The following is a 19290-nucleotide window of genomic DNA, read 5'->3' as shown; positions in this document are numbered from 1 at the left end:
CTCCCCGGTCGCGCTGCGCCTACCGGGGCGACTAAACCCAGGTCGGGATAAGGCGCAAGTCGGCGTTATTTTACCGCTTTTCCCTTCAGCAGTTTTCTCACCCACAGCCGATTCGGATTCAGCGCCGCGAGGGTTTCGCTATCCAGCGGTAGCGGTTCTTCACTCATCTGCGCGGCCAGCAGTTCGGCGCTCAATGGCGCGGTGCACAACCCACGAGATCCCAATGCCGCGAGCATAAACAGATTGTGATAGACCGGCGCACTGCCGACATTTTCCTGCTGTTGGTGAAGCGTGGCGTACTGCGTCAACGTTTTCTCATAATCCGGAACGTTGCCCACCATCGGCAGGTGGTCGCGGGTGGCGCAGCGTACGCCGCAGCGGGCTTCGTTGCCGCTAACATCCACCTCTTTTGCCCATGCCGCCTGCGGGAAACAATCAATCAGGCGCTGGCGATTCTGCCACTGATCTTCGGCGCTGAAATCGGTATCCGTCTTGCCGCGATGATAGCTGGCGCCGATACAGTGTTGCTGATTCTCGGGGTTTTGTGGCGTCAGATAGCCGTCATAGCATAACACCTGGCGCAGGGCAGAAAGCCCCGGCGTGGTGGGTATATGGCTGACCTGGCCGCCGACCGGATAAGCCGGTAACTGCCTGGTCTGGGCAAAATCAGTCAGGCGATGTCCGTTCGCCAGTACTACCGCCTGATGACGATGCTGCTGATTGAGCAACCAGCCGTCGCCCTCCGCGCTGAGCGTTTCGACGGGATAACCGTAGTGGCTGCGTAGTCCCTGCGTCGCCGCCAGCGCCAGTAATTCTGCCGTCAACTGCTGCGGGCACAGCCAGCCGCCGGCCGGATAGGTGATACCGCCGCAGCCGGTATCAACGCCGGTCAGTTCAGCAACCTGCTCCGCCGTCACCGCGCAGGCGATCTCCGCCGGTAAATCTGAAGCCAGCATTTGGGCGATTTTCTGCGTGCTTTTTTCATCCCAGGCGAGTTGGGTTACGCCGCACCATTGATGATCAAATTCCACTGGCAGGGCGTCGTAGAGGCGGCGCGCGAAAGTAAACGCCGCCGGGAAAAAGCGCGCCAGCGAAGGGTCGTGCTGGCTTAATAGCGGATACAGCGCGCCCTGACGATTGCCGGATGCGCCGCTGGCGGGCGCATCGTCAGCGCAGTACAACGTCACCTGCCAGCCGCGACGCAGCAGCGCCAGCGAGAGCAGGGCGCTGGCGATACCGCCGCCGATCACCGCCGCTTCGCGCGATTGACTACCGCTGCGGGCAAACCATGGCGTCCGCGCGAATGTCGGAACGTCGGCGGTCAATTCACCGATTAGCATTTCGCGCTTGCGACCAAAGCCTTTGCGTTTTTGCATGCTAAAGCCGGCCTCCTGCAGCCCGCGGCGAACGAAGCCAGCGGAGGTGAAGGTCGCCAGCGTGCCGCCGGGGCGGGCCAGACGTGCCATGGCGGAAAACAGCCCCGGCGTCCACATATCCGGGTTTTTCGCCGGCGCGAAGCCGTCGAGGAACCAGGCGTCGACCTGGCGGTTGAGTGAATCGTCAAGCTGGTCGGTGAGCGTGTTGATATCGCCAAACCATAAATCCAGCGTGACGCGGCCATCGTCGAGCAGCAGGCGGTGGCAGCCCGCGATTGGCAATGGCCACTGCGCCTGTAGCTGTTCAGCCCATGGCGCCAGTTCCGGCCAGTGCTGGTGCGCCAGGCGCAGGTCGTCGGCCTTCAGGGGAAATTTTTCAAAACTGATGAAATGTAATCTTTGCAGCGTAGCCTGCGGATTATCGCGACGAAAAACAGCAAACGCCTGCCACAGCGTCAGGAAATTGAGCCCGGTGCCGAAGCCGCTCTCCGCGACGATAAACAGCGGGCGCGGGTGGGTTGGAAAACGGCTATCAAGCCGGTTGCCGTTGAGAAAAACGTAGCGCGTCTCTTCCAGACCGTTGTCATTAGAAAAATAAACGTCGTCAAAATCTCGGGAAACAGGTGTACCCTCAGCGTTGAATTCCAGGTTGGCGGGTTGTATGGCGTTTTGTTTCACGTAAGTTACTCGAATCACAAGGCGTAGCGCGATCTTAACGATGTGTGCCAGAAGGCGCAAATTTATACACAAAATGGCTGATCGGACTTGTTCGGCGTACAAGTGTACGCTATTGTGCGACTCGAAACTTAAAATAGTGCGACTTACAGAGGTATTGAATGAAACGTGCAGTGATTACTGGCTTGGGCATCGTTTCCAGCATCGGTAATAACCAGCAGGAAGTCCTGGCATCTCTGCGTGAAGGACGTTCAGGGATCACTTTCTCTCAGGAGCTGAAGGATTCAGGAATGCGTAGCCACGTGTGGGGCAACGTCAAACTGGATACCACGGGCCTCATTGACCGCAAAGTAGTTCGCTTTATGAGCGATGCATCTATCTATGCTTATCTGTCCATGGAGCAGGCGGTAGCCGACGCCGGTCTGGCGCCGGAAGCATACCAGAACAACCCGCGTGTCGGCCTGATTGCAGGTTCCGGCGGCGGATCCCCGAAATTCCAGGTCTTCGGCGCCGATGCCATGCGTAGTCCGCGTGGTCTGAAAGCCGTGGGCCCATACGTTGTGACTAAAGCGATGGCTTCCGGCGTATCTGCCTGCCTCGCCACGCCGTTTAAAATCCACGGCGTCAACTACTCTATCAGCTCCGCTTGCGCCACTTCCGCACACTGCATCGGTAACGCGGTAGAACAGATTCAGCTGGGCAAACAGGACATCGTCTTTGCCGGCGGCGGCGAAGAGCTGTGCTGGGAAATGGCTTGCGAATTCGACGCCATGGGCGCGCTGTCCACCAAATACAACGATTCTCCGGACAAAGCGTCCCGTACCTATGATGCGAACCGCGACGGTTTCGTTATCGCGGGCGGCGGCGGCATGGTCGTGGTGGAAGAGCTGGAACACGCGCTGGCGCGCGGCGCGCATATCTATGCGGAAATCGTCGGTTACGGCGCGACTTCCGATGGCGCGGACATGGTTGCTCCATCTGGCGAAGGCGCAGTGCGCTGCATGCAGATGGCGATGCACGGCGTTGATACTCCGATCGACTACCTGAACTCCCACGGCACTTCTACTCCGGTAGGCGACGTGAAAGAGCTGGGCGCTATCCGCGAAGTCTTCGGTGACAACAGCCCGGCTATCTCCGCCACCAAAGCGATGACCGGCCACTCTCTGGGCGCCGCAGGCGTACAGGAAGCCATCTACTCTCTGCTGATGCTGGAGCACGGTTTTATCGCGCCAAGCATCAACATCGAAGAGATGGACGAGCAGGCTGCCGGCCTTAACATCGTCACCAAACCGACCGATGCTCAGTTGACCACCGTGATGTCCAACAGCTTCGGCTTCGGCGGCACCAACGCGACCCTGGTTATGCGTAAATACAACGCTTAATTGGTTAGAGTCAGTACCAGGGGAGCCCAAGGCTCCCCTTTTTTGACGTCTTGACAGCGCCTGGCGAGTGCAGGCAAATTGCTCGCCATCATTCCCATCTCATCTTCTCGCCTTGCTCTGCAAAACTGGGGTAACGCATGTCCGCAGCGACAAAAACGATAAACAACGCTTCAGAGAATCTCTCGCTATTTCGCATTACCTTTGCGGTTTTTCTGACCTATATGACCGTGGGGTTGCCGCTACCGGTTATCCCGCTATTTGTGCACCACGATCTCGGCTTTGGCAACACACTCGTCGGCGTGGCCGTCGGCATCCAGTTTCTCGCCACGGTATTAACCCGCGGCTATGCCGGGAGACTGGCCGATCAGTACGGTGCGAAACGCTCGGTGCTGCAAGGAATGTTGGCCTGTGCTCTGGCCGGCTGCGCCTGGCTGGCGGCGGCGCTGCTGCCGGTGCCGGTAATGGCCAAATTTGGCCTGCTGGTGCTGGGACGTTTGATTCTCGGCTTTGGTGAAAGCCAACTGCTGACCGGTAACTTAAGCTGGGGATTAGGGCTGGTTGGCCCGCGACGTTCCGGTAAAGTGATGTCGTGGAACGGCATGGCGATGTACGGGGCGCTGGCGGTGGGCGCGCCGCTGGGGCTGCTGATTTACAGCCGCTTCGGCGTGGCGGCGTTGGCCTGCGTCACGATGGCGCTGCCGCTGCTGGCGTGGGCGATTAACGGCACGGTCCGTAAAGTTCCCGCCCACGGCGGCGAGCGTCCTTCGCTATGGAGCGTCATCGGCATGATCTGGCGGCCGGGAATTGGTCTCGGCCTGCAGGGCGTCGGCTTTGCGGTGATCGGTACCTTTGTTTCACTCTATTTCGCCAGCCACGGCTGGGCGATGGCCGGCTTCACGTTGACCGCGTTTGGCGGCGCTTTTGTCCTGATGCGTATTCTGTTCGGCTGGATGCCGGATCGCTTTGGCGGCATTAAGGTGGCGATGGTATCACTGCTGATTGAAGCGATTGGTCTGACGCTGCTATGGCAAGCGCCGGGCGCCTGGGTGGCGCTGGCGGGCGCCGCTTTGACCGGCTGCGGTTGCTCGCTCATCTTCCCGGCGCTGGGCGTTGAGGTAGTCAAACGGGTTCCGGCCCAGGTTCGCGGCACCGCGCTTGGCGGCTATGCCGCGTTTCAGGATATCTCTTACGGCGTCACTGGCCCGCTGGCTGGCCTGCTTGCCACCTCGCTTGGCTATGCTTCCGTGTTCCTTGCCGGGGCGATTTGCGCGGTATTGGGCATTGGTGTCACTTTACTGACGCTGCGTAAGTAATGGCATCATGGCGGCGTTCTGACCGCCATGATTGTTTTTAGCTTACAGCACCAGCCACAGCAGAATAATCACCACCAGCAGGGCAATCGCCACCGTCCACGCTTTTTTGCTATACACCGCATGGGGTGCGGGCAGGGGCTCGACCGGGGTAATTGCCATTGTCGCCTGGGCGCGGGCTACGCGTAGCGCAAAGACCTTATTTAATAGCGTTAGCACCTGCGGGCTGGTTAAGGTCGTCGTGGGCGTCACCTGCCAGTTGCTTTGCGCGAAATCGGCGATTTTCTGCCACTCCTGCGCCTCCAGCGGTTGCTTGAGCGCTGCCTGCAGCGAATTCATCGTCGGCGCGGTTTGCGCGCTCAGCGTTTGTCGCGCCTGCAGCCAGTACGAGAGCGGGGTGAAGTGGGTGGCGGGGATCAGTTCGCCGGATTTCACGCCGCACAGCTCAAGCATTGATTGCCAGATAAGCTTGCTCGATTCGCCGGTTGCGGCGGCCAGTTTGGTCACTAGCTGATTCAGGGTGTTATGTTCCGCCGGCAGCAAAGGGCGCAGCGTCGGCGTACGCTGCTGCGGCTGCGGGATCGCCAACTGGCCGTTTTGCAGCAGATGCAGCACGTTCTCCAGCTGTGCCTGGGTCAGCGCATGCAGCACGGTTTGACCGTAATTCTGGCGGATATAATCGCTCACCGCCTGACGGTTATTTCCCTGAGTCAGCAGTTCGCTGAGCTGGGCGAGAATTTGCCGATGGTGGTGGTTTTGCTGAGCGATACTTAAGCGCTGATTCAGGTTGCTCTCAGCCGCGCTGAAATGGCTCGCCAGCAGCGGCGTGTCGCCTTTCAGACCCAGATCGTGCTTCACGCAGGCCCACACTTCGGCGTTTTGCTGCGATGTCAGCGTCACCAGACGCGTTATCAGCCGCTCCAGAACGGTGCGTTGCTGCATGGTGAGCGCGTTTGGGCCCACGGCGGATGCGCCGGATGGGCCAGTCCCCGGAGGGCGATCGGACATACCTGAAACGGGTGGTGTCATGATGAATCCTTACCGTAGTGCTGTACTTAAGCCGGGTGATGATGTTCCTGGCGGCCAGATTATGGCACACTTCCCCGGTTTACTCTCGTTCTCAGACAGGTACTGAACCGTGAAAATCCTCGTTGATGAAAATATGCCCTATGCGCGTGAGCTTTTTAGCCGTTTGGGAGACGTGCAGGCCGTTCCCGGTCGTCCCATTCCGCAGGAAGCGTTAACCGACGCCGACGCGCTGATGGTGCGTTCCGTCACTAAGGTGAATGAAGCGCTGCTCTCCGGTAAGGCAATTAAGTTTGTCGGCACCGCCACCGCAGGCACCGATCATGTCGATCAAGCGTGGTTACAGCAGGCGGGGATTGGCTTTTCCGCCGCGCCGGGCTGTAATGCGATCGCGGTGGTGGAGTATGTTTTCTCGGCGCTGCTGATGCTCGCCGAGCGCGACGGATTCGCGCTGGCTGATCGTACCGTCGGTATCGTCGGCGTCGGCAACGTTGGCGGGCGTTTGCAAAAACGTCTGGAAGCGCTGGGAATTAAAACATTACTCTGCGATCCGCCGCGCGCCGATCGTGGCGATGAAGGCGACTTCCGCAGCCTGGACGAGCTGGTGCAGCAGGCGGATGTCCTGACTTTCCACACGCCGTTGTTTAAAGACGGGCCGTATAAAACGCTGCATCTGGCCGATGAAGCGCTGATTTGCCGCCTGCAGCCGGGGGCGATCCTGATTAACGCCTGCCGTGGCCCGGTGGTGGATAACGCGGCGCTGCTCAAGCGCTTGCAGGCCGGGCAGCAGTTGAGCGTGGTGCTCGACGTCTGGGAACCCGAACCGGATCTGAATACCGAGTTGCTGGCGCGTGTCGATATCGGTACCTCGCATATCGCCGGTTATACCCTTGAAGGCAAAGCGCGCGGCACCACCCAGGTTTTTGAAGCCTATAGCGCGTTTATTGGCCATCCGCAGCAGGTGGCGCTGGATACGCTACTGCCGGCGCCGGAATTTGGCCGCATCACTCTGCACGGCCCACTCGATCAGGCGACGCTGAAAAGGCTGGTCCATTTGGTGTATGATGTGCGCCGCGATGATGCGCCGCTGCGTAAAGTGGCAGGCATTGCCGGCGAATTCGACAAGCTGCGCAAAAATTATCAGGAACGCCGCGAATGGTCTTCCCTGTACGTACAGTGCAGCGATGAAAAAGCAGCGACGCTGCTGCGTCAGCTCGGTTTTAATGCCGTACATCATCCTGTTCGTTAATATCTTCTTAATGCCCCTGTCGGATAATCCGGCAGGGTCGCTATTTTCTGGAGTACACCACCATGTCTGAAGGCTGGAATATTGCCGTACTGGGCGCAACCGGCGCCGTAGGCGAAGCCCTGCTTGAAACCCTTGCTGAACGCCAGTTTCCGGTAGGCGAAATTTATGCGCTGGCGCGCAATGAAAGCGCGGGCGAACATCTGCGTTATGGTGGCAAATCGGTCATCGTGCAGGACGCCGCCGACTTTGACTGGACCCAGGCCCAGTTGGCTTTCTTCGCCGCGGGCGTCGAAGCCAGCGCGGCGTATGTCGAAGAAGCCACCAACGCCGGTTGTCTGGTTATCGATCTTAGCGGCCTGTTTGCGCTGGAGCCGGACGTGCCGCTGGTGGTGCCGGACGTCAACCCGTTCGTGCTCGGCGACTACCGCAACCGTAACGTGATTGCGGTACCAAACAGCCTGACCAGCCAGCTGCTGACGGCGCTGAAGCCGCTGATCGATGATGGCGGCCTGTCGCGTATTACCGTTACCAACCTGCTGTCTGCCTCGGCGCAGGGGAAAAAAGCGGTCGATGCGCTGGCGGGGCAGAGCGCGAAACTGCTGAACGGTATTCCGATTGATGAGGACGATTTCTTTGGGCGCCAGCTGGCTTTCAACATGCTGCCGATTCTGCCGGATCGCGAAGGTAGCGTGCGCGAAGAACGACGTATCGTCGATGAAGCGCGCAAAATTCTGCAGGATGACGGCCTGATGATTTCCGCAAGCGTCGTGCAATCGCCGGTCTTCTATGGTCATGCGCAGATGGTGAATTTTGAAGCGCTGCGTCCGCTGGCGGCGGAGGAGGCGCGCGACGCCTTTACCCGTGGCGAGGATATCGAGCTTTCTGAAGAGGGCGAGTTCCCGACGCAGGTCGGCGATGCTTCCGGTAACGCGCGTCTGTCCATCGGTTGCGTGCATAACGATTACGGCATGCCCGAGCAGATTCAGTTCTGGTCGGTGGCCGATAACGTGCGCTTTGGCGGCGCGCTGATGGCGGTGAAAATCGCCGAGAAGCTGGTTCAGGAGTATTTGTACTGATGTCTGGAGCACAGCAGCAGCCGGTGTATAAAATCGCGCTGGGCATCGAGTACGACGGCAGCAAATACTACGGCTGGCAGCGGCAAAACGAAGTGCGCAGCGTGCAGGAAAAGCTGGAAAAGGCGCTGTCGCAGGTGGCGGCCGAACCGGTACACGTATTCTGCGCCGGGCGTACCGACGCCGGCGTTCACGGTACCGGCCAGGTGGTGCACTTTGAAACCCGCGCTCAGCGTAAAGACGCCGCCTGGACGCTGGGCGTAAATGCGAATTTACCTGGTGACATCGCCGTGCGTTGGGTGAAGCATGTTGCGGACGATTTTCACGCCCGCTTCAGCGCGACGGCCCGTCGTTACCGTTACGTCATCTATAATCACCGCCTGCGTCCGGCGGTGTTAAGCCAGGGGGTGACGCATTATTACCACCCTCTGGATGCCGGGCGGATGCATCGCGCCGCGCAGTGTTTAATTGGCGAGAATGACTTCACCTCGTTTCGCGCGGTGCAATGTCAGTCGCGCACGCCGTGGCGCAACGTGATGCATATCAACGTGACCCGTCACGGGGCTTATGTGGTGGTGGATATCAAAGCGAACGCTTTTGTTCATCATATGGTTAGGAATATCGTCGGCAGCCTGATGGAAGTAGGCGCCGGAAACCAGCCAGAGAGCTGGATTGCAGAACTGCTGGCGGCGAAGGACCGGACTCTGGCTGCCGCGACGGCGAAAGCGGAAGGATTGTATCTGGTGTCGGTGGATTATCCGGCCCATTTCGACCTGCCGGTGATGCCGATGGGCCCGCTGTTTTTGGCGGACTAATATCAGCGCCCCCGTAACAGGGGGCGGTTGTCACTAAAGGCTAAGACAAATATGGACCTGATTCATTTTTTGATTGATTTCATCCTGCATATTGATGTGCACCTTGCGGAGCTGGTCGCACAGTATGGCGTCTGGGTTTACGCCATCCTGTTCTTGATTCTGTTCTGCGAAACCGGCCTGGTGGTGACGCCGTTCCTGCCCGGAGATTCTCTGTTGTTCGTCGCCGGCGCGCTCTCCGCGCTGCCAACTAACGATCTCAACGTACACCTGATGGTTGCGCTGATGGTCATTGCCGCCGTTGTTGGCGATGCCCTGAACTACACCATCGGTAGATTGTTCGGCGAAAAGCTGTTCAGCAATCCGAACTCGAAGATTTTCCGTCGTAGCTATCTCGACAAAACCCATACCTTCTATGAACGCCACGGCGGCAAAACCATCATCCTCGCGCGTTTTGTGCCGATCGTCAGAACCTTTGCGCCGTTTGTGGCGGGAATGGGTCACATGTCCTATCGTCATTTTGCGGCGTACAACGTGGTTGGCGCGCTGCTGTGGGTACTGCTGTTCACCTACGCCGGGTACCTGTTCGGTGATTTGCCGATCGTACAGGAAAACCTGAAGCTGCTGATCGTGGCGATTATCGTCCTGTCGGTACTGCCTGGCGTTATCGAAGTGATTCGCCATCGCCGGGCGGCGGCAAAGCAGGCTAAATAAGCCCTTAGCGGCATTCTCGCCGGGCGTTGCTATGACGTCCGGCGCGCAAAGTGTGAGCGGTTCGACCACTTTTTTATCCCATGTTACGGGATGTTATGATTTAATGTGCAACATTCATGGTCTGTGAGGGGCAAAAGTGGCATTATGCGCCCCTTGCGACAAAACTGGCATCGACCAGGTTCAGGTAGAAAGGTTATCAATGAGCTGGATTGAACGAATTAAAAGCAATATAACCCCCACCCGTAAGGCAAGTATTCCTGAAGGTGTATGGACCAAGTGCGACAGCTGCGGTCAGGTACTGTACCGCGCAGAGCTGGAGCGCAACCTGGAGGTTTGCCCTAAGTGCGATCACCACATGCGTATGTCGGCGCGCAACCGCCTGCATAGCCTGCTGGACGAAGGTTCTCTCGTGGAACTGGGTAGCGAGCTCGAGCCAAAGGATGTGCTGAAGTTCCGCGATTCGAAAAAGTATAAAGACCGTCTGGCCTCTGCACAGAAAGAGACCGGCGAGAAAGACGCGCTGGTGGTGATGAAAGGCACCCTGCACGGCATGCCTGTCGTGGCGGCGGCATTTGAATTCGCCTTTATGGGTGGTTCGATGGGTTCCGTTGTCGGCGCGCGTTTCGTCCGTGCGGTTGAGCAGGCGCTGGAAGACAACTGCCCGCTGATCTGCTTCTCCGCCTCCGGCGGCGCCCGTATGCAGGAAGCGCTAATGTCGCTGATGCAGATGGCGAAGACCTCCGCGGCGCTGGCGAAAATGCAGGAGCGCGGTTTACCGTACATCTCCGTGCTGACCGACCCGACTATGGGCGGCGTCTCCGCGAGCTTCGCAATGCTGGGCGATCTGAATATCGCCGAGCCAAAAGCGCTGATCGGCTTCGCCGGTCCTCGCGTTATCGAGCAGACCGTGCGTGAGAAGCTGCCGCCGGGGTTCCAGCGCAGTGAGTTCCTGATTGAAAAAGGGGCGATCGACATGATTATCCGTCGTCCTGAAATGCGTCTGAAATTAGCCAGCATCCTGGCGAAACTGATGAACCTTCCTTCGCCGCAGGCCGATGCGCCTCACGAGGGCGAGGTGGTACCACCGGTACCGGATCAGGAACCAGAGGCCTGATAATGCAGAGGGCAGGGCCGACAGGCGCTGCCCTTTTTTTTACCGTTAACTCTCGCGGACATCATGGAAAAAGATCCTATTCCTCAGGCCACGTCGCCCCTGGCTACGTGGCTTTCTTATCTGGAGCATCTGCACAGTAAAGCCATCGATCTGGGACTGGCGCGGGTGAGCGAAGTCGCCGGACGGATGGCGATACTAAAACCGGCGCCGTTTGTCTTTACAGTAGCGGGTACCAACGGCAAAGGCACCACCTGCCGAACGCTGGAATCGGTGCTGATGGCGGCGGGCTATAAAGTTGGCGTGTATAGTTCGCCGCATCTGGTGCGCTATACCGAACGCGTGCGTATCCAGGGCGCCGAGCTGCCGGAAGCGGCGCATACCGCCTCATTTGCCGAAATCGAAGCGGCGCGCGGCGATATCTCGCTGAGCTATTTTGAATTTGGCACGCTGTCCGCGCTATGGCTGTTTAAGCAGGCGCAGCTGGATGTGGTTATCCTGGAGGTGGGCCTCGGTGGACGCCTGGACGCCACGAATATCGTCGATGCCGACGTCGCGGTGGTCACCAGCATCGCGCTGGATCATACCGACTGGCTGGGGCCGGATCGTGAAAGCATTGGCCGTGAAAAAGCGGGTATCTTCCGCGCTGGTAAACCGGCGGTGGTGGGCGAGCCCGATATGCCGCAGATGATTGCCGACGTGGCGAATGAAAAGGGCGCGATGCTGCTGCGCCGCGACCATGACTGGCGTTATAGCGTGACAGACCAGTCATGGAACTTTACCGATGGTCAGGGCGAGTTGGCAGGGCTGCCGCTGCCGCAGGTTCCATTGCCCAACGCCGCGACGGCGCTGGCGGCGCTGCGCGCCAGCGGGCTTAACGTCGCTGAACAGGCGCTGCGCGACGGCATTCATCACGCCATGCTCCCGGGCCGCTTTCAGATTATCAGCGACGCGCCGCGGGTGATCCTCGATGTCGCGCATAACCCGCACGCGGCGGCTTATCTCGCCGGGCGTCTCAAAAGCTTAGCGAAAACGGGGCGCGTACTGGCGGTTATTGGTATGCTGCATGATAAAGATATCGCCGGAACCCTGGCGAATCTGGCGCCTGAAGTAGACGCGTGGTACTGCGCGCCGCTGGAAGGGCCGCGCGGCGCCACGGCGGACCAGCTGATTGCGCATCTGCGCGCGGGCCAACGTTATGACAGCGTAGCGCAGGCGTGGCATGCCGCTATGGCGGATGCCAAAGCCGAAGATACGGTGCTGGTGTGTGGTTCCTTCCACACGGTGGCGCATGTAATGGAAGAGATAGACGCGGGGAGAATCGGTGGCGAGTAAGTTTCAGAACCGTTTAGTCGGGACGATTGTACTGGTAGCGCTGGGGGTAATTATTCTCCCGGGTCTGCTCGATGGCCAGAAAAAACATTATCAGGATGAGTTTGCGGCGATCCCGTTGGTGCCGAAGCCTGGCGATCGCGATGAGCCGGATATGCTGCCGGCGGCTACTCAGGCGCTGCCTTCGCAGCCGCCGGAAGGTGCCGCGGAAGAGGTGAGAGCGGGAGACGCCGCGGCGCCATCGCTGGATCCTTCGCGCGTCCCGGTAAACAACAATAGCTTCGATGAAGTCCAGGAGCCGGTGGTGGCCGCCAAGCCGCAGCCGAAACCACAGCCGAAGCCGGTTGAGAAACCGCAGCCTCAGCAGGTTGCGCAGACGCCGCCTCCGGCTAAAACGCAACCGCAGCCGCAACAACAGCAGGCCGCGATTCCGGCGCCGACCGGGAAAGCCTATGTAGTGCAGTTGGGGGCGTTGAAGAATGCCGATAAGGTTAACGAAATCGTCGGTAAGCTGCGTTCCTCGGGCTTTAAAGCCTGGACATCGCCATCCACGCCGGTTCAGGGTAAAATTACCCGTATTCTGGTGGGGCCGGATGCGTCGAAAGACAAGCTGAAGGGGCAACTCGGCGAGCTGCAGCAGATTTCTGGTCTGAGCGGCGTGGTTATGGGATATAGCCCGAATTAAAATCCCACCCGCTCTGATTGGGCGAGCTGGCAGGCGGGTTAACCTGCTGAAACCCTTGCCGGATACGCCCTGAAGAGGCGTCAGGCAGTATGGCGTTGAATGTTTTTTCAGCGCCATTTTTATTTCTGTAGGGCACGGAAATCCCTACGCAAACGTTTTCTTTTTCTGTTAGAATGCGCCCCGAACCGGACGACAGGGCGTAAAATCGTGGGATGTATATGGTCTGGATTGATTACGCCATTATTGCGGTAATTGGTTTTTCCTGTTTGGTTAGCCTTATCCGCGGCTTTGTTCGTGAAGCGTTATCGCTGGTGACATGGGGATGTGCCTTCTTTGTCGCCAGTCATTACTACACTTACCTGGCTGTCTGGTTCACGGGCTTTGAAGACGAACTGGTCCGAAATGGGATTGCTATCGCGATATTGTTTATCGCAACGCTTATCGTCGGCGCTATCGTTAACTATGTGATAGGCGCTCTGGTAGAGAAAACCGGTCTGTCAGGAACAGACAGGGTGTTGGGGATCTGTTTTGGCGCCCTGCGCGGCGTGCTGATCGTCTCCGCTATTCTGTTCTTTCTCGATAGCTTCACCGGTATGGCAAAAAGTGAAGACTGGCAAAAGTCTGAGCTTATCCCGCAGTTCAGTTTCGTTATCAGATGGTTCTTTGACTATCTGCAGAGCTCGTCAAGTTTCTTGCCCAAAGCATAAGCGTTGGGATGTAGCTTAACGAGGAAAAGACGTATGTGCGGTATTGTCGGTATCGCCGGTGTTATGCCGGTAAACCAGTCGATTTATGACGCGTTAACGGTGCTTCAGCATCGTGGGCAGGATGCCGCGGGCATCATCACCATTGATGCAAATAACTGCTTCCGTTTGCGTAAAGCTAACGGGCTGGTGAGCGATGTGTTCGAAGCGCGCCACATGCAGCGTATGCAGGGAAATATGGGGATTGGCCACGTCCGTTACCCAACGGCAGGCAGTTCCAGCGCTTCTGAAGCGCAGCCTTTTTACGTTAACTCGCCCTACGGCATTACGTTGGCCCATAATGGCAACCTGACCAATGCCCACGAGCTGCGTCAAAAGCTGTTTGAAGAAAAACGCCGCCACATCAACACCACCTCCGATTCCGAAATTCTGCTCAATATCTTCGCCAGCGAGCTGGATAATTTCCGTCATTACCCGCTGGAAGCCGATAACATTTTCGCCGCGATTGCCGCGACGAACCGCCAGATCCGCGGCGCATACGCCTGCGTGGCGATGATTATCGGCCACGGCATGGTCGCCTTCCGCGACCCGAACGGTATTCGTCCGCTGGTGCTCGGCAAGCGCGATATCGGCGATGGCCGCACCGAGTATATGGTCGCCTCCGAAAGCGTGGCGCTGGATACATTGGGCTTTGAGTTTCTGCGCGACGTCGCGCCGGGCGAAGCGGTCTACATCACCGAGAAAGGCCAGCTGTTTACCCGTCAATGTGCGGAAAACCCGGTCAGTAACCCGTGCCTGTTCGAATACGTCTATTTCGCGCGTCCGGACTCCTTTATCGACAAGATTTCCGTCTATAGCGCCCGTGTGAACATGGGCACGAAGCTTGGCGAGAAAATTGCCCGCGAGTGGGAAGATCTGGATATCGATGTCGTTATTCCGATCCCGGAAACCTCCTGCGATATCGCCCTGGAGATTGCCCGTATCCTCGATAAACCCTATCGTCAGGGTTTCGTCAAAAACCGCTATGTCGGCCGTACCTTTATCATGCCGGGCCAGCAGCTGCGCCGTAAGTCCGTGCGCCGTAAGCTGAACGCCAACCGCGCCGAATTCCGTGATAAGAACGTGCTGCTGGTGGACGACTCTATCGTTCGCGGCACCACCTCTGAACAGATTATCGAAATGGCGCGCGAAGCCGGTGCGAAGAAAGTGTATCTGGCCTCCGCGGCGCCGGAAATTCGCTTCCCTAACGTTTACGGTATCGATATGCCGACCGCCAACGAGCTTATCGCCCACGGTCGCGAAGTTGACGAGATCCGTCAGATCATCGGCGCTGACGGCCTGATTTTCCAGGATCTGAACGATCTGATCGAAGCGGTGCGCGCAGAAAACCCGGATATTCAGCAGTTCGAGTGTTCGGTCTTTAACGGCGTGTACGTCACCAAAGACGTAGACCAACAGTATCTCGATTATCTTGATTCCCTGCGCAACGACGATGCGAAAGCGGTCCAACTGCAAACCGAAGTTGAAAACTTAGAGATGCATAACGAAGGCTAATTCGTCACTTGTCGCTGGCCCGCCGTCTTTCGAGGACCGCGGGCCTTTTTATTTTTACCCGCCAGGTTGCGTCGGGGACTATAATCCGGCAAAGTCTGCGGCACTATGCGCAAGGGGTATAACATCGTGAAACGACTCATTATCGGTATTTCCGGCGCCAGCGGCGCGATTTACGGCGTACGCCTGCTACAGGTATTGCGTGACGTCGCGGAGGTCGAGACCCATCTGATAATGAGCCAGGCGGCGCGTCAGACGCTGTCGCTGGAAACCGACTACTCGCTGCGGGAAGTGCAGGCGCTGGCCGATGTGGTACATGACGCGCGCGATATCGCCGCCAGCATCTCCTCCGGCTCGTTTAAAACCAGCGGGATGGTCATTCTACCGTGCTCGATGAAAACGCTCTCTGGCATCGTCAATAGCTATACCGATGGTCTACTGACCCGCGCGGCGGACGTGGTGTTAAAAGAGCGTCGCCCGCTGGTGCTTTGCGTACGCGAGACGCCGTTCCATCTGGGGCATCTGCGTTTAATGGTGCAGGCGGCGGAAATGGGCGCGGTGATCATGCCGCCGGTACCGGCATTCTATCATCGTCCCCAGTCGCTGGATGATGTGATTAATCAGACGGTTAACCGGGTGATCGATCAGTTTGATATTGACCTGCCGCAGGACCTGTTTACCCGCTGGCAAGGCGGAGTATGATGCACCTGTTTGGTGCATTTTATTTACCTTTGCCTTCCGCTGGTGCATTTTTGTTGTCCTGATCAAATCCTCGACATTTAATTTGTTTTTTTGCGTTTTGCCGCTGCGGTTTATCCGCCAATGCTGGTATCTTCCCTCTTAAGACAATCTTGCAACTTTATATTAACAAATTTAACGCTGTTACCGGCACGCACCGGGAAAATGGCATAAAACCTGCAAGAACCGTCGGCAACATACATAACCAGACAGCGCACAACATAACAACATCACGACACTTAAGGGCTTTCTATGAAGAAGACGATCCTGGCTCTCTCGTTAATCATGGGAATCAGCAGCGCCGCCAGCGTATCTGCGGCGCTGCCGCAAAGTATCCGCATCGGCACCGATACCACCTATGCGCCTTTCTCGTCGAAGGATTCGAAGGGCAACTTTATTGGCTTTGACATCGATCTGGGCAATGAACTGTGCTCGCGTATCAAGGTGAAGTGCACCTGGGTGGGCAGCGATTTTGACGCGCTGATCCCCTCGCTGAAAGCGAAGAAAATCGACGCAATTATCTCGTCGCTATCGATTACCGAAAAACGGCAGCAGGAGATTGCGTTCTCTGACAAGCTGTATGCGGCAGACTCTCGACTGATTGCCGCAAAAGGCTCGCCGATTCAGCCGACGCTGGAGTCGCTGAAAGGCAAGCATGTTGGCGTACTGCAGGGCTCCACCCAGGAGGCCTATGCCAATGAACGCTGGCGCAGCCAGGGCGTGGATGTTGTCGCCTATGCTAACCAGGATCTCATCTATTCCGACCTCGCCGCAGGGCGCCTTGACGCGGCGCTGCAGGATGAAGTCGCGGCCAGTGAAGGTTTCCTCAAACAACCTGCCGGTAAAGACTACGCGTTTGCCGGTCCTTCCGTTAAAGACAAAAAATACTTCGGCGATGGTACCGGCATCGGCCTGCGCAAAGAAGATGGCGAGCTGAAAGCCGCTTTCGACAAAGCGCTGGGTGAAATGCGTAAAGACGGCACCTACGACAAAATGGCGAAGAAATACTTCAACTTTAACGTCTACGGCGATTAAGACTGTAGCGGTCTGGTTATGCCAGGCCGCTCCATTGCGACGCGGTTATTGTTGCCCTTGATAGGTGCAAGCGGTTGATAGCTTGCACCAGAATGGGGCGACAGCAGTTTTTCTTTGTTCATAAAATGCATAGTTAAGCGTTTCTGATGCAAAAAAATCTGCTTTCATGCGCATTTTGCTTTGCCTTGGCAGGGCGAATAATGGCACGATAACTGGCGTAAGTGCTTCTAATAAACCCGTTAGAATGACAGTCTGTTGAGGATAATTATGAAAAAACTGGCGTTGTCTCTTTCTTTGGCGCTGGCCCTTTCCAGCGTTTCCACGGTATTCGCAGCTATTCCACAGAAAATCCGTATTGGTACCGATCCTACTTATGCGCCGTTCGAATCGAAGAATGCGCAGGGCCAATTGATCGGTTTTGACATCGATCTGGCGAAAGAGCTGTGTAAGCGTATTAATACCCAATGTACCTTCGTTGAAAACCCGCTGGATGCGCTGATCCCCTCGTTAAAAGCGAAGAAAATCGATGCGATTATGTCCTCGCTGTCGATTACCGAAAAGCGCCAGCAGGAAATTGCCTTCACCGACAAACTTTATGCCGCTGACTCCCGTCTGGTGGTGAAAAAGGGCAGCGATATTACGCCAGACCTGAGCAAGCTGAAAGGCAAGCGCATTGGCGTTCTGCAGGGCACCACTCAGGAAACCTACGGCAACGAGCACTGGGCGCCGAAAGGCATTGAAATTGTCTCCTATCAGGGCCAGGACAATATTTATTCCGACCTGACCGCGGGCCGTATTGACGCTGCGTTCCAGGATGAGGTCGCCGCCAGCGAAGGTTTCCTCAAACAGCCGATTGGCAAAGATTATCAGTTTGGCGGCCCGTCCATTAAGGATGAGAAGTTGTTTGGCGTCGGTACCGGCATGGGCCTGCGTAAAGACGACACCGAACTGCGTGAAGCGCTAAATAAAGCTTTCGCCGAGATGCGTAAAGACGGCACTTACGACAAGCTGGCGAAGAAATATTTCGACTTTAACGTGTACGGCGACTAATCATCGTTAGTACCTCGCCGCACGCGTTTTCACGTGCGGCGATCGATGACAGACAGGGCAGACAGCATGCTGTACGGGTTCTCACAGGTTATTTTTCAGGGCGCGCTGGTCACCCTTGAGCTGGCGCTTAGCTCGGTAGTGCTCGCGGTCCTTATTGGGCTGGTGGGCGCGGGGGCGAAATTATCCGCTAACCGGCCTATGGCGCTGGTGTTTGAAGGCTATACCACGCTGATCCGCGGGGTGCCGGATCTGGTGCTGATGCTGCTGATTTTCTATGGGCTACAGATCGCCCTTAACAGCATCACCGATGCATTAGGCATGGCGCAATTTGATATTGATCCGATGATCGCCGGTATTATCACCCTCGGATTTATCTATGGCGCGTACTTCACTGAAACATTCCGCGGCGCGTTTCTGGCGGTGCCGAAAGGCCATATTGAAGCGGCGACGGCATTTGGCTTCAGCGGCTGGCAGACGTTCCGCCGTATCCTGTTTCCGGCGATGATGCGCTATGCGCTGCCCGGTATCGGCAACAACTGGCAGGTGATTCTCAAAGCCACCGCGCTGGTGTCGCTGCTCGGTCTGGAAGACGTGGTGAAGGCAACGCAGCTGGCGGGCAAAAGCACCTGGCAGCCGTTCTATTTCGCTATCGTCTGCGGGGCGATCTATCTGGTGTTTACCACGATTTCCAATGGTGTGCTGCTGCTGCTTGAACGCCGCTACTCCGTGGGTGTGAAGAGGGCTGACCTGTGATTGAAATTATTCAGGAGTACTGGAAATCCCTGCTGTGGACCGACGGTTACCGTTTTACCGGCGTGGCGATCACCCTGTGGCTGTTGATTGCTTCAGTGGTGATGGGCGGTATCCTTGCGGTGTTTCTCGCCATCGGGCGCGTATCGAGCAATAAATACATTCAGTTTCCGATCTGGCTGTTTACCTATATTTTCCGCGGGACGCCGCTGTACGTGCAGCTGCTGGTGTTTTACTCCGGGATGTATACGCTGGAAATCGTCAAAGGCAGCGATCTGTTGAATGCGTTTTTCCGCAGCGGCCTGAACTGTACGGTGTTGGCATTGACCTTAAATACCTGCGCCTACACCACCGAGATTTTTGCGGGGGCGATTCGTTCGGTGGCGCCGGGCGAGATTGAGGCTGCGCGGGCTTACGGCTTTTCGTCAGTTAAGCTATACCGCTGCATTATTTTGCCGTCGGCACTGCGTATTGCGCTACCGGCGTACAGCAACGAAGTCATTCTGATGCTGCACTCGACGGCGCTGGCGTTTACCGCCACGGTGCCGGATTTGCTGAAAATTGCGCGTGATATTAACTCGGCGACCTATCAGCCGTTTACCGCTTTCGGCATCGCCGCGGTACTGTACTTAATTATTTCGTATGTGCTGATTAGCTTGTTCCGCAAGGCGGAAAAGCGCTGGCTGCAGCATATCAAACCCTCTTCGACGCACTGAG

At 57.3% G+C, this 19290-nt stretch carries 19 protein-coding genes; 16 read left to right on the top strand and 3 right to left on the bottom strand.

The window, feature by feature from the left end; genetic code table 11:
• Positions 1 to 65: 65 nt before the first annotated feature.
• Positions 66 to 2054, bottom strand: coding sequence for a bifunctional tRNA (5-methylaminomethyl-2-thiouridine)(34)-methyltransferase MnmC2/FAD-dependent 5-carboxymethylaminomethyl-2-thiouridine(34) oxidoreductase MnmC1 (gene mnmC, locus AC2CGP_RS06805; protein WP_126028387.1), 1989 nt, complete (start codon positions 2052 to 2054; stop codon positions 66 to 68).
• A 158-nt stretch (positions 2055 to 2212) separates the two neighbouring features.
• Here mnmC and fabB point away from each other — a divergent pair, with 158 nt between their 5' ends.
• A complete protein-coding gene (fabB, locus tag AC2CGP_RS06800) occupies positions 2213 to 3433 on the top strand; it encodes a beta-ketoacyl-ACP synthase I (protein ID WP_015706178.1) in 1221 nt (406 codons plus the stop codon).
• Positions 3434 to 3570: 137 nt separating this feature from the next.
• A complete protein-coding gene (locus tag AC2CGP_RS06795; RefSeq protein ID WP_015365548.1) occupies positions 3571 to 4746 on the top strand; it encodes an MFS transporter in 1176 nt (391 codons plus the stop codon).
• A 42-nt stretch (positions 4747 to 4788) separates the two neighbouring features.
• Here AC2CGP_RS06795 and flk read toward each other — a convergent pair whose 3' ends face one another.
• Positions 4789 to 5772, bottom strand: a complete 984-nt coding sequence (gene flk, locus AC2CGP_RS06790; RefSeq protein WP_047080726.1) for a flagella biosynthesis regulator Flk — start codon at positions 5770 to 5772, stop codon at positions 4789 to 4791.
• A gap of 109 nt (positions 5773 to 5881) precedes the next feature.
• Between flk and pdxB the strand changes: the two genes are divergently transcribed.
• From pdxB to AC2CGP_RS06740, 10 genes are all read left to right on the top strand, one after another.
• Complete coding sequence (gene pdxB / locus AC2CGP_RS06785) at positions 5882 to 7018, top strand: 4-phosphoerythronate dehydrogenase PdxB (protein ID WP_164518313.1); 1137 nt, start codon at positions 5882 to 5884, stop codon at positions 7016 to 7018.
• Positions 7019 to 7080: 62 nt separating this feature from the next.
• The gene (locus tag AC2CGP_RS06780; protein WP_015365551.1) at positions 7081 to 8094 is read left to right on the top strand and encodes an aspartate-semialdehyde dehydrogenase; all 1014 of its coding nucleotides are present in this window, start codon (positions 7081 to 7083) and stop codon (positions 8092 to 8094) included.
• Positions 8094 to 8906: a tRNA pseudouridine(38-40) synthase TruA gene (gene truA, locus AC2CGP_RS06775; RefSeq protein ID WP_126028386.1), complete on the top strand. Its 813-nt coding sequence runs from the start codon at positions 8094 to 8096 to the stop codon at positions 8904 to 8906. Before AC2CGP_RS06780 ends, truA begins: the two co-directional genes overlap by 1 nt.
• Before the next feature lie 51 nt (positions 8907 to 8957).
• Positions 8958 to 9617 carry a DedA family protein gene (locus AC2CGP_RS06770; protein ID WP_015365553.1) on the top strand — a complete coding sequence of 220 codons (660 nt, stop codon included), beginning with the start codon at positions 8958 to 8960 and terminating at the stop codon, positions 9615 to 9617.
• Positions 9618 to 9816: 199 nt separating this feature from the next.
• Positions 9817 to 10731, top strand: coding sequence for an acetyl-CoA carboxylase, carboxyltransferase subunit beta (accD, locus tag AC2CGP_RS06765; RefSeq protein ID WP_015365554.1), 915 nt, complete (start codon positions 9817 to 9819; stop codon positions 10729 to 10731).
• A 63-nt stretch (positions 10732 to 10794) separates the two neighbouring features.
• Positions 10795 to 12063: a bifunctional tetrahydrofolate synthase/dihydrofolate synthase gene (gene folC, locus AC2CGP_RS06760; RefSeq protein WP_110915835.1), complete on the top strand. Its 1269-nt coding sequence runs from the start codon at positions 10795 to 10797 to the stop codon at positions 12061 to 12063.
• A complete protein-coding gene (gene dedD, locus AC2CGP_RS06755; RefSeq protein WP_015365556.1) occupies positions 12053 to 12745 on the top strand; it encodes a cell division protein DedD in 693 nt (230 codons plus the stop codon). The genes folC and dedD overlap by 11 nt, the downstream gene beginning before the upstream one ends.
• A 218-nt stretch (positions 12746 to 12963) precedes the next feature.
• Positions 12964 to 13452, top strand: a complete 489-nt coding sequence (gene cvpA / locus AC2CGP_RS06750; RefSeq protein WP_015706172.1) for a colicin V production protein — start codon at positions 12964 to 12966, stop codon at positions 13450 to 13452.
• 33 nt (positions 13453 to 13485) lie between these two features.
• A complete protein-coding gene (purF, locus tag AC2CGP_RS06745) occupies positions 13486 to 15003 on the top strand; it encodes an amidophosphoribosyltransferase (RefSeq protein ID WP_015365559.1) in 1518 nt (505 codons plus the stop codon).
• Between the two features lie 126 nt (positions 15004 to 15129).
• Positions 15130 to 15702 (top strand): UbiX family flavin prenyltransferase, encoded by a 573-nt coding sequence (locus tag AC2CGP_RS06740; RefSeq protein WP_020078233.1) that lies wholly within the window; start codon positions 15130 to 15132, stop codon positions 15700 to 15702.
• 110 nt (positions 15703 to 15812) lie between these two features.
• Here AC2CGP_RS06740 and AC2CGP_RS06735 read toward each other — a convergent pair whose 3' ends face one another.
• The gene (locus tag AC2CGP_RS06735) at positions 15813 to 15941 is read right to left on the bottom strand and encodes a hypothetical protein (protein WP_161798742.1); all 129 of its coding nucleotides are present in this window, start codon (positions 15939 to 15941) and stop codon (positions 15813 to 15815) included.
• 49 nt (positions 15942 to 15990) lie between these two features.
• Here AC2CGP_RS06735 and argT point away from each other — a divergent pair, with 49 nt between their 5' ends.
• The 4 genes from argT to AC2CGP_RS06715 all read left to right on the top strand — a co-directional run bounded on the left by argT (position 15991) and on the right by AC2CGP_RS06715 (position 19289).
• On the top strand, positions 15991 to 16773 hold the full coding sequence (gene argT, locus AC2CGP_RS06730; RefSeq protein WP_015365561.1) for a lysine/arginine/ornithine ABC transporter substrate-binding protein ArgT: 783 nt from the start codon (positions 15991 to 15993) through the stop codon (positions 16771 to 16773).
• Between the two features lie 267 nt (positions 16774 to 17040).
• Positions 17041 to 17823 (top strand): histidine ABC transporter substrate-binding protein HisJ, encoded by a 783-nt coding sequence (gene hisJ, locus AC2CGP_RS06725; RefSeq protein WP_015365563.1) that lies wholly within the window; start codon positions 17041 to 17043, stop codon positions 17821 to 17823.
• A 66-nt stretch (positions 17824 to 17889) separates the two neighbouring features.
• Positions 17890 to 18576 (top strand): histidine ABC transporter permease HisQ, encoded by a 687-nt coding sequence (locus tag AC2CGP_RS06720; RefSeq protein WP_015365564.1) that lies wholly within the window; start codon positions 17890 to 17892, stop codon positions 18574 to 18576.
• Entirely contained in the window at positions 18573 to 19289 is a 717-nt protein-coding gene (locus tag AC2CGP_RS06715) for an ABC transporter permease (protein WP_015365565.1), read from the top strand. Before AC2CGP_RS06720 ends, AC2CGP_RS06715 begins: the two co-directional genes overlap by 4 nt.
• The last annotated feature ends 1 nt before the right edge of the window (position 19290 follow it).

It is taken from the genome of Klebsiella sp. SYXHC3 (genome assembly GCF_057196925.1).
Note: the sequence above shows the minus strand (reverse complement) of the source record. Positions and strands in the feature narration are given on the sequence as shown.

Coding starts and splice junctions, on each gene's coding strand:
- fabB (WP_015706178.1), top strand. CDS start 2,213: ATGAAACGTGCAGTGATTACTGGCTTGGGCATCGTTTCCAGCATCGGT.
- AC2CGP_RS06795 (WP_015365548.1), top strand. CDS start 3,571: ATGTCCGCAGCGACAAAAACGATAAACAACGCTTCAGAGAATCTCTCG.
- flk (WP_047080726.1), bottom strand. CDS start 5,772: ATGACACCACCCGTTTCAGGTATGTCCGATCGCCCTCCGGGGACTGGC.
- AC2CGP_RS06780 (WP_015365551.1), top strand. CDS start 7,081: ATGTCTGAAGGCTGGAATATTGCCGTACTGGGCGCAACCGGCGCCGTA.
- truA (WP_126028386.1), top strand. CDS start 8,094: ATGTCTGGAGCACAGCAGCAGCCGGTGTATAAAATCGCGCTGGGCATC.
- AC2CGP_RS06770 (WP_015365553.1), top strand. CDS start 8,958: ATGGACCTGATTCATTTTTTGATTGATTTCATCCTGCATATTGATGTG.
- accD (WP_015365554.1), top strand. CDS start 9,817: ATGAGCTGGATTGAACGAATTAAAAGCAATATAACCCCCACCCGTAAG.
- folC (WP_110915835.1), top strand. CDS start 10,795: ATGGAAAAAGATCCTATTCCTCAGGCCACGTCGCCCCTGGCTACGTGG.
- cvpA (WP_015706172.1), top strand. CDS start 12,964: ATGGTCTGGATTGATTACGCCATTATTGCGGTAATTGGTTTTTCCTGT.
- purF (WP_015365559.1), top strand. CDS start 13,486: ATGTGCGGTATTGTCGGTATCGCCGGTGTTATGCCGGTAAACCAGTCG.
- AC2CGP_RS06735 (WP_161798742.1), bottom strand. CDS start 15,941: ATGTATGTTGCCGACGGTTCTTGCAGGTTTTATGCCATTTTCCCGGTG.
- argT (WP_015365561.1), top strand. CDS start 15,991: ATGAAGAAGACGATCCTGGCTCTCTCGTTAATCATGGGAATCAGCAGC.
- hisJ (WP_015365563.1), top strand. CDS start 17,041: ATGAAAAAACTGGCGTTGTCTCTTTCTTTGGCGCTGGCCCTTTCCAGC.
- AC2CGP_RS06720 (WP_015365564.1), top strand. CDS start 17,890: ATGCTGTACGGGTTCTCACAGGTTATTTTTCAGGGCGCGCTGGTCACC.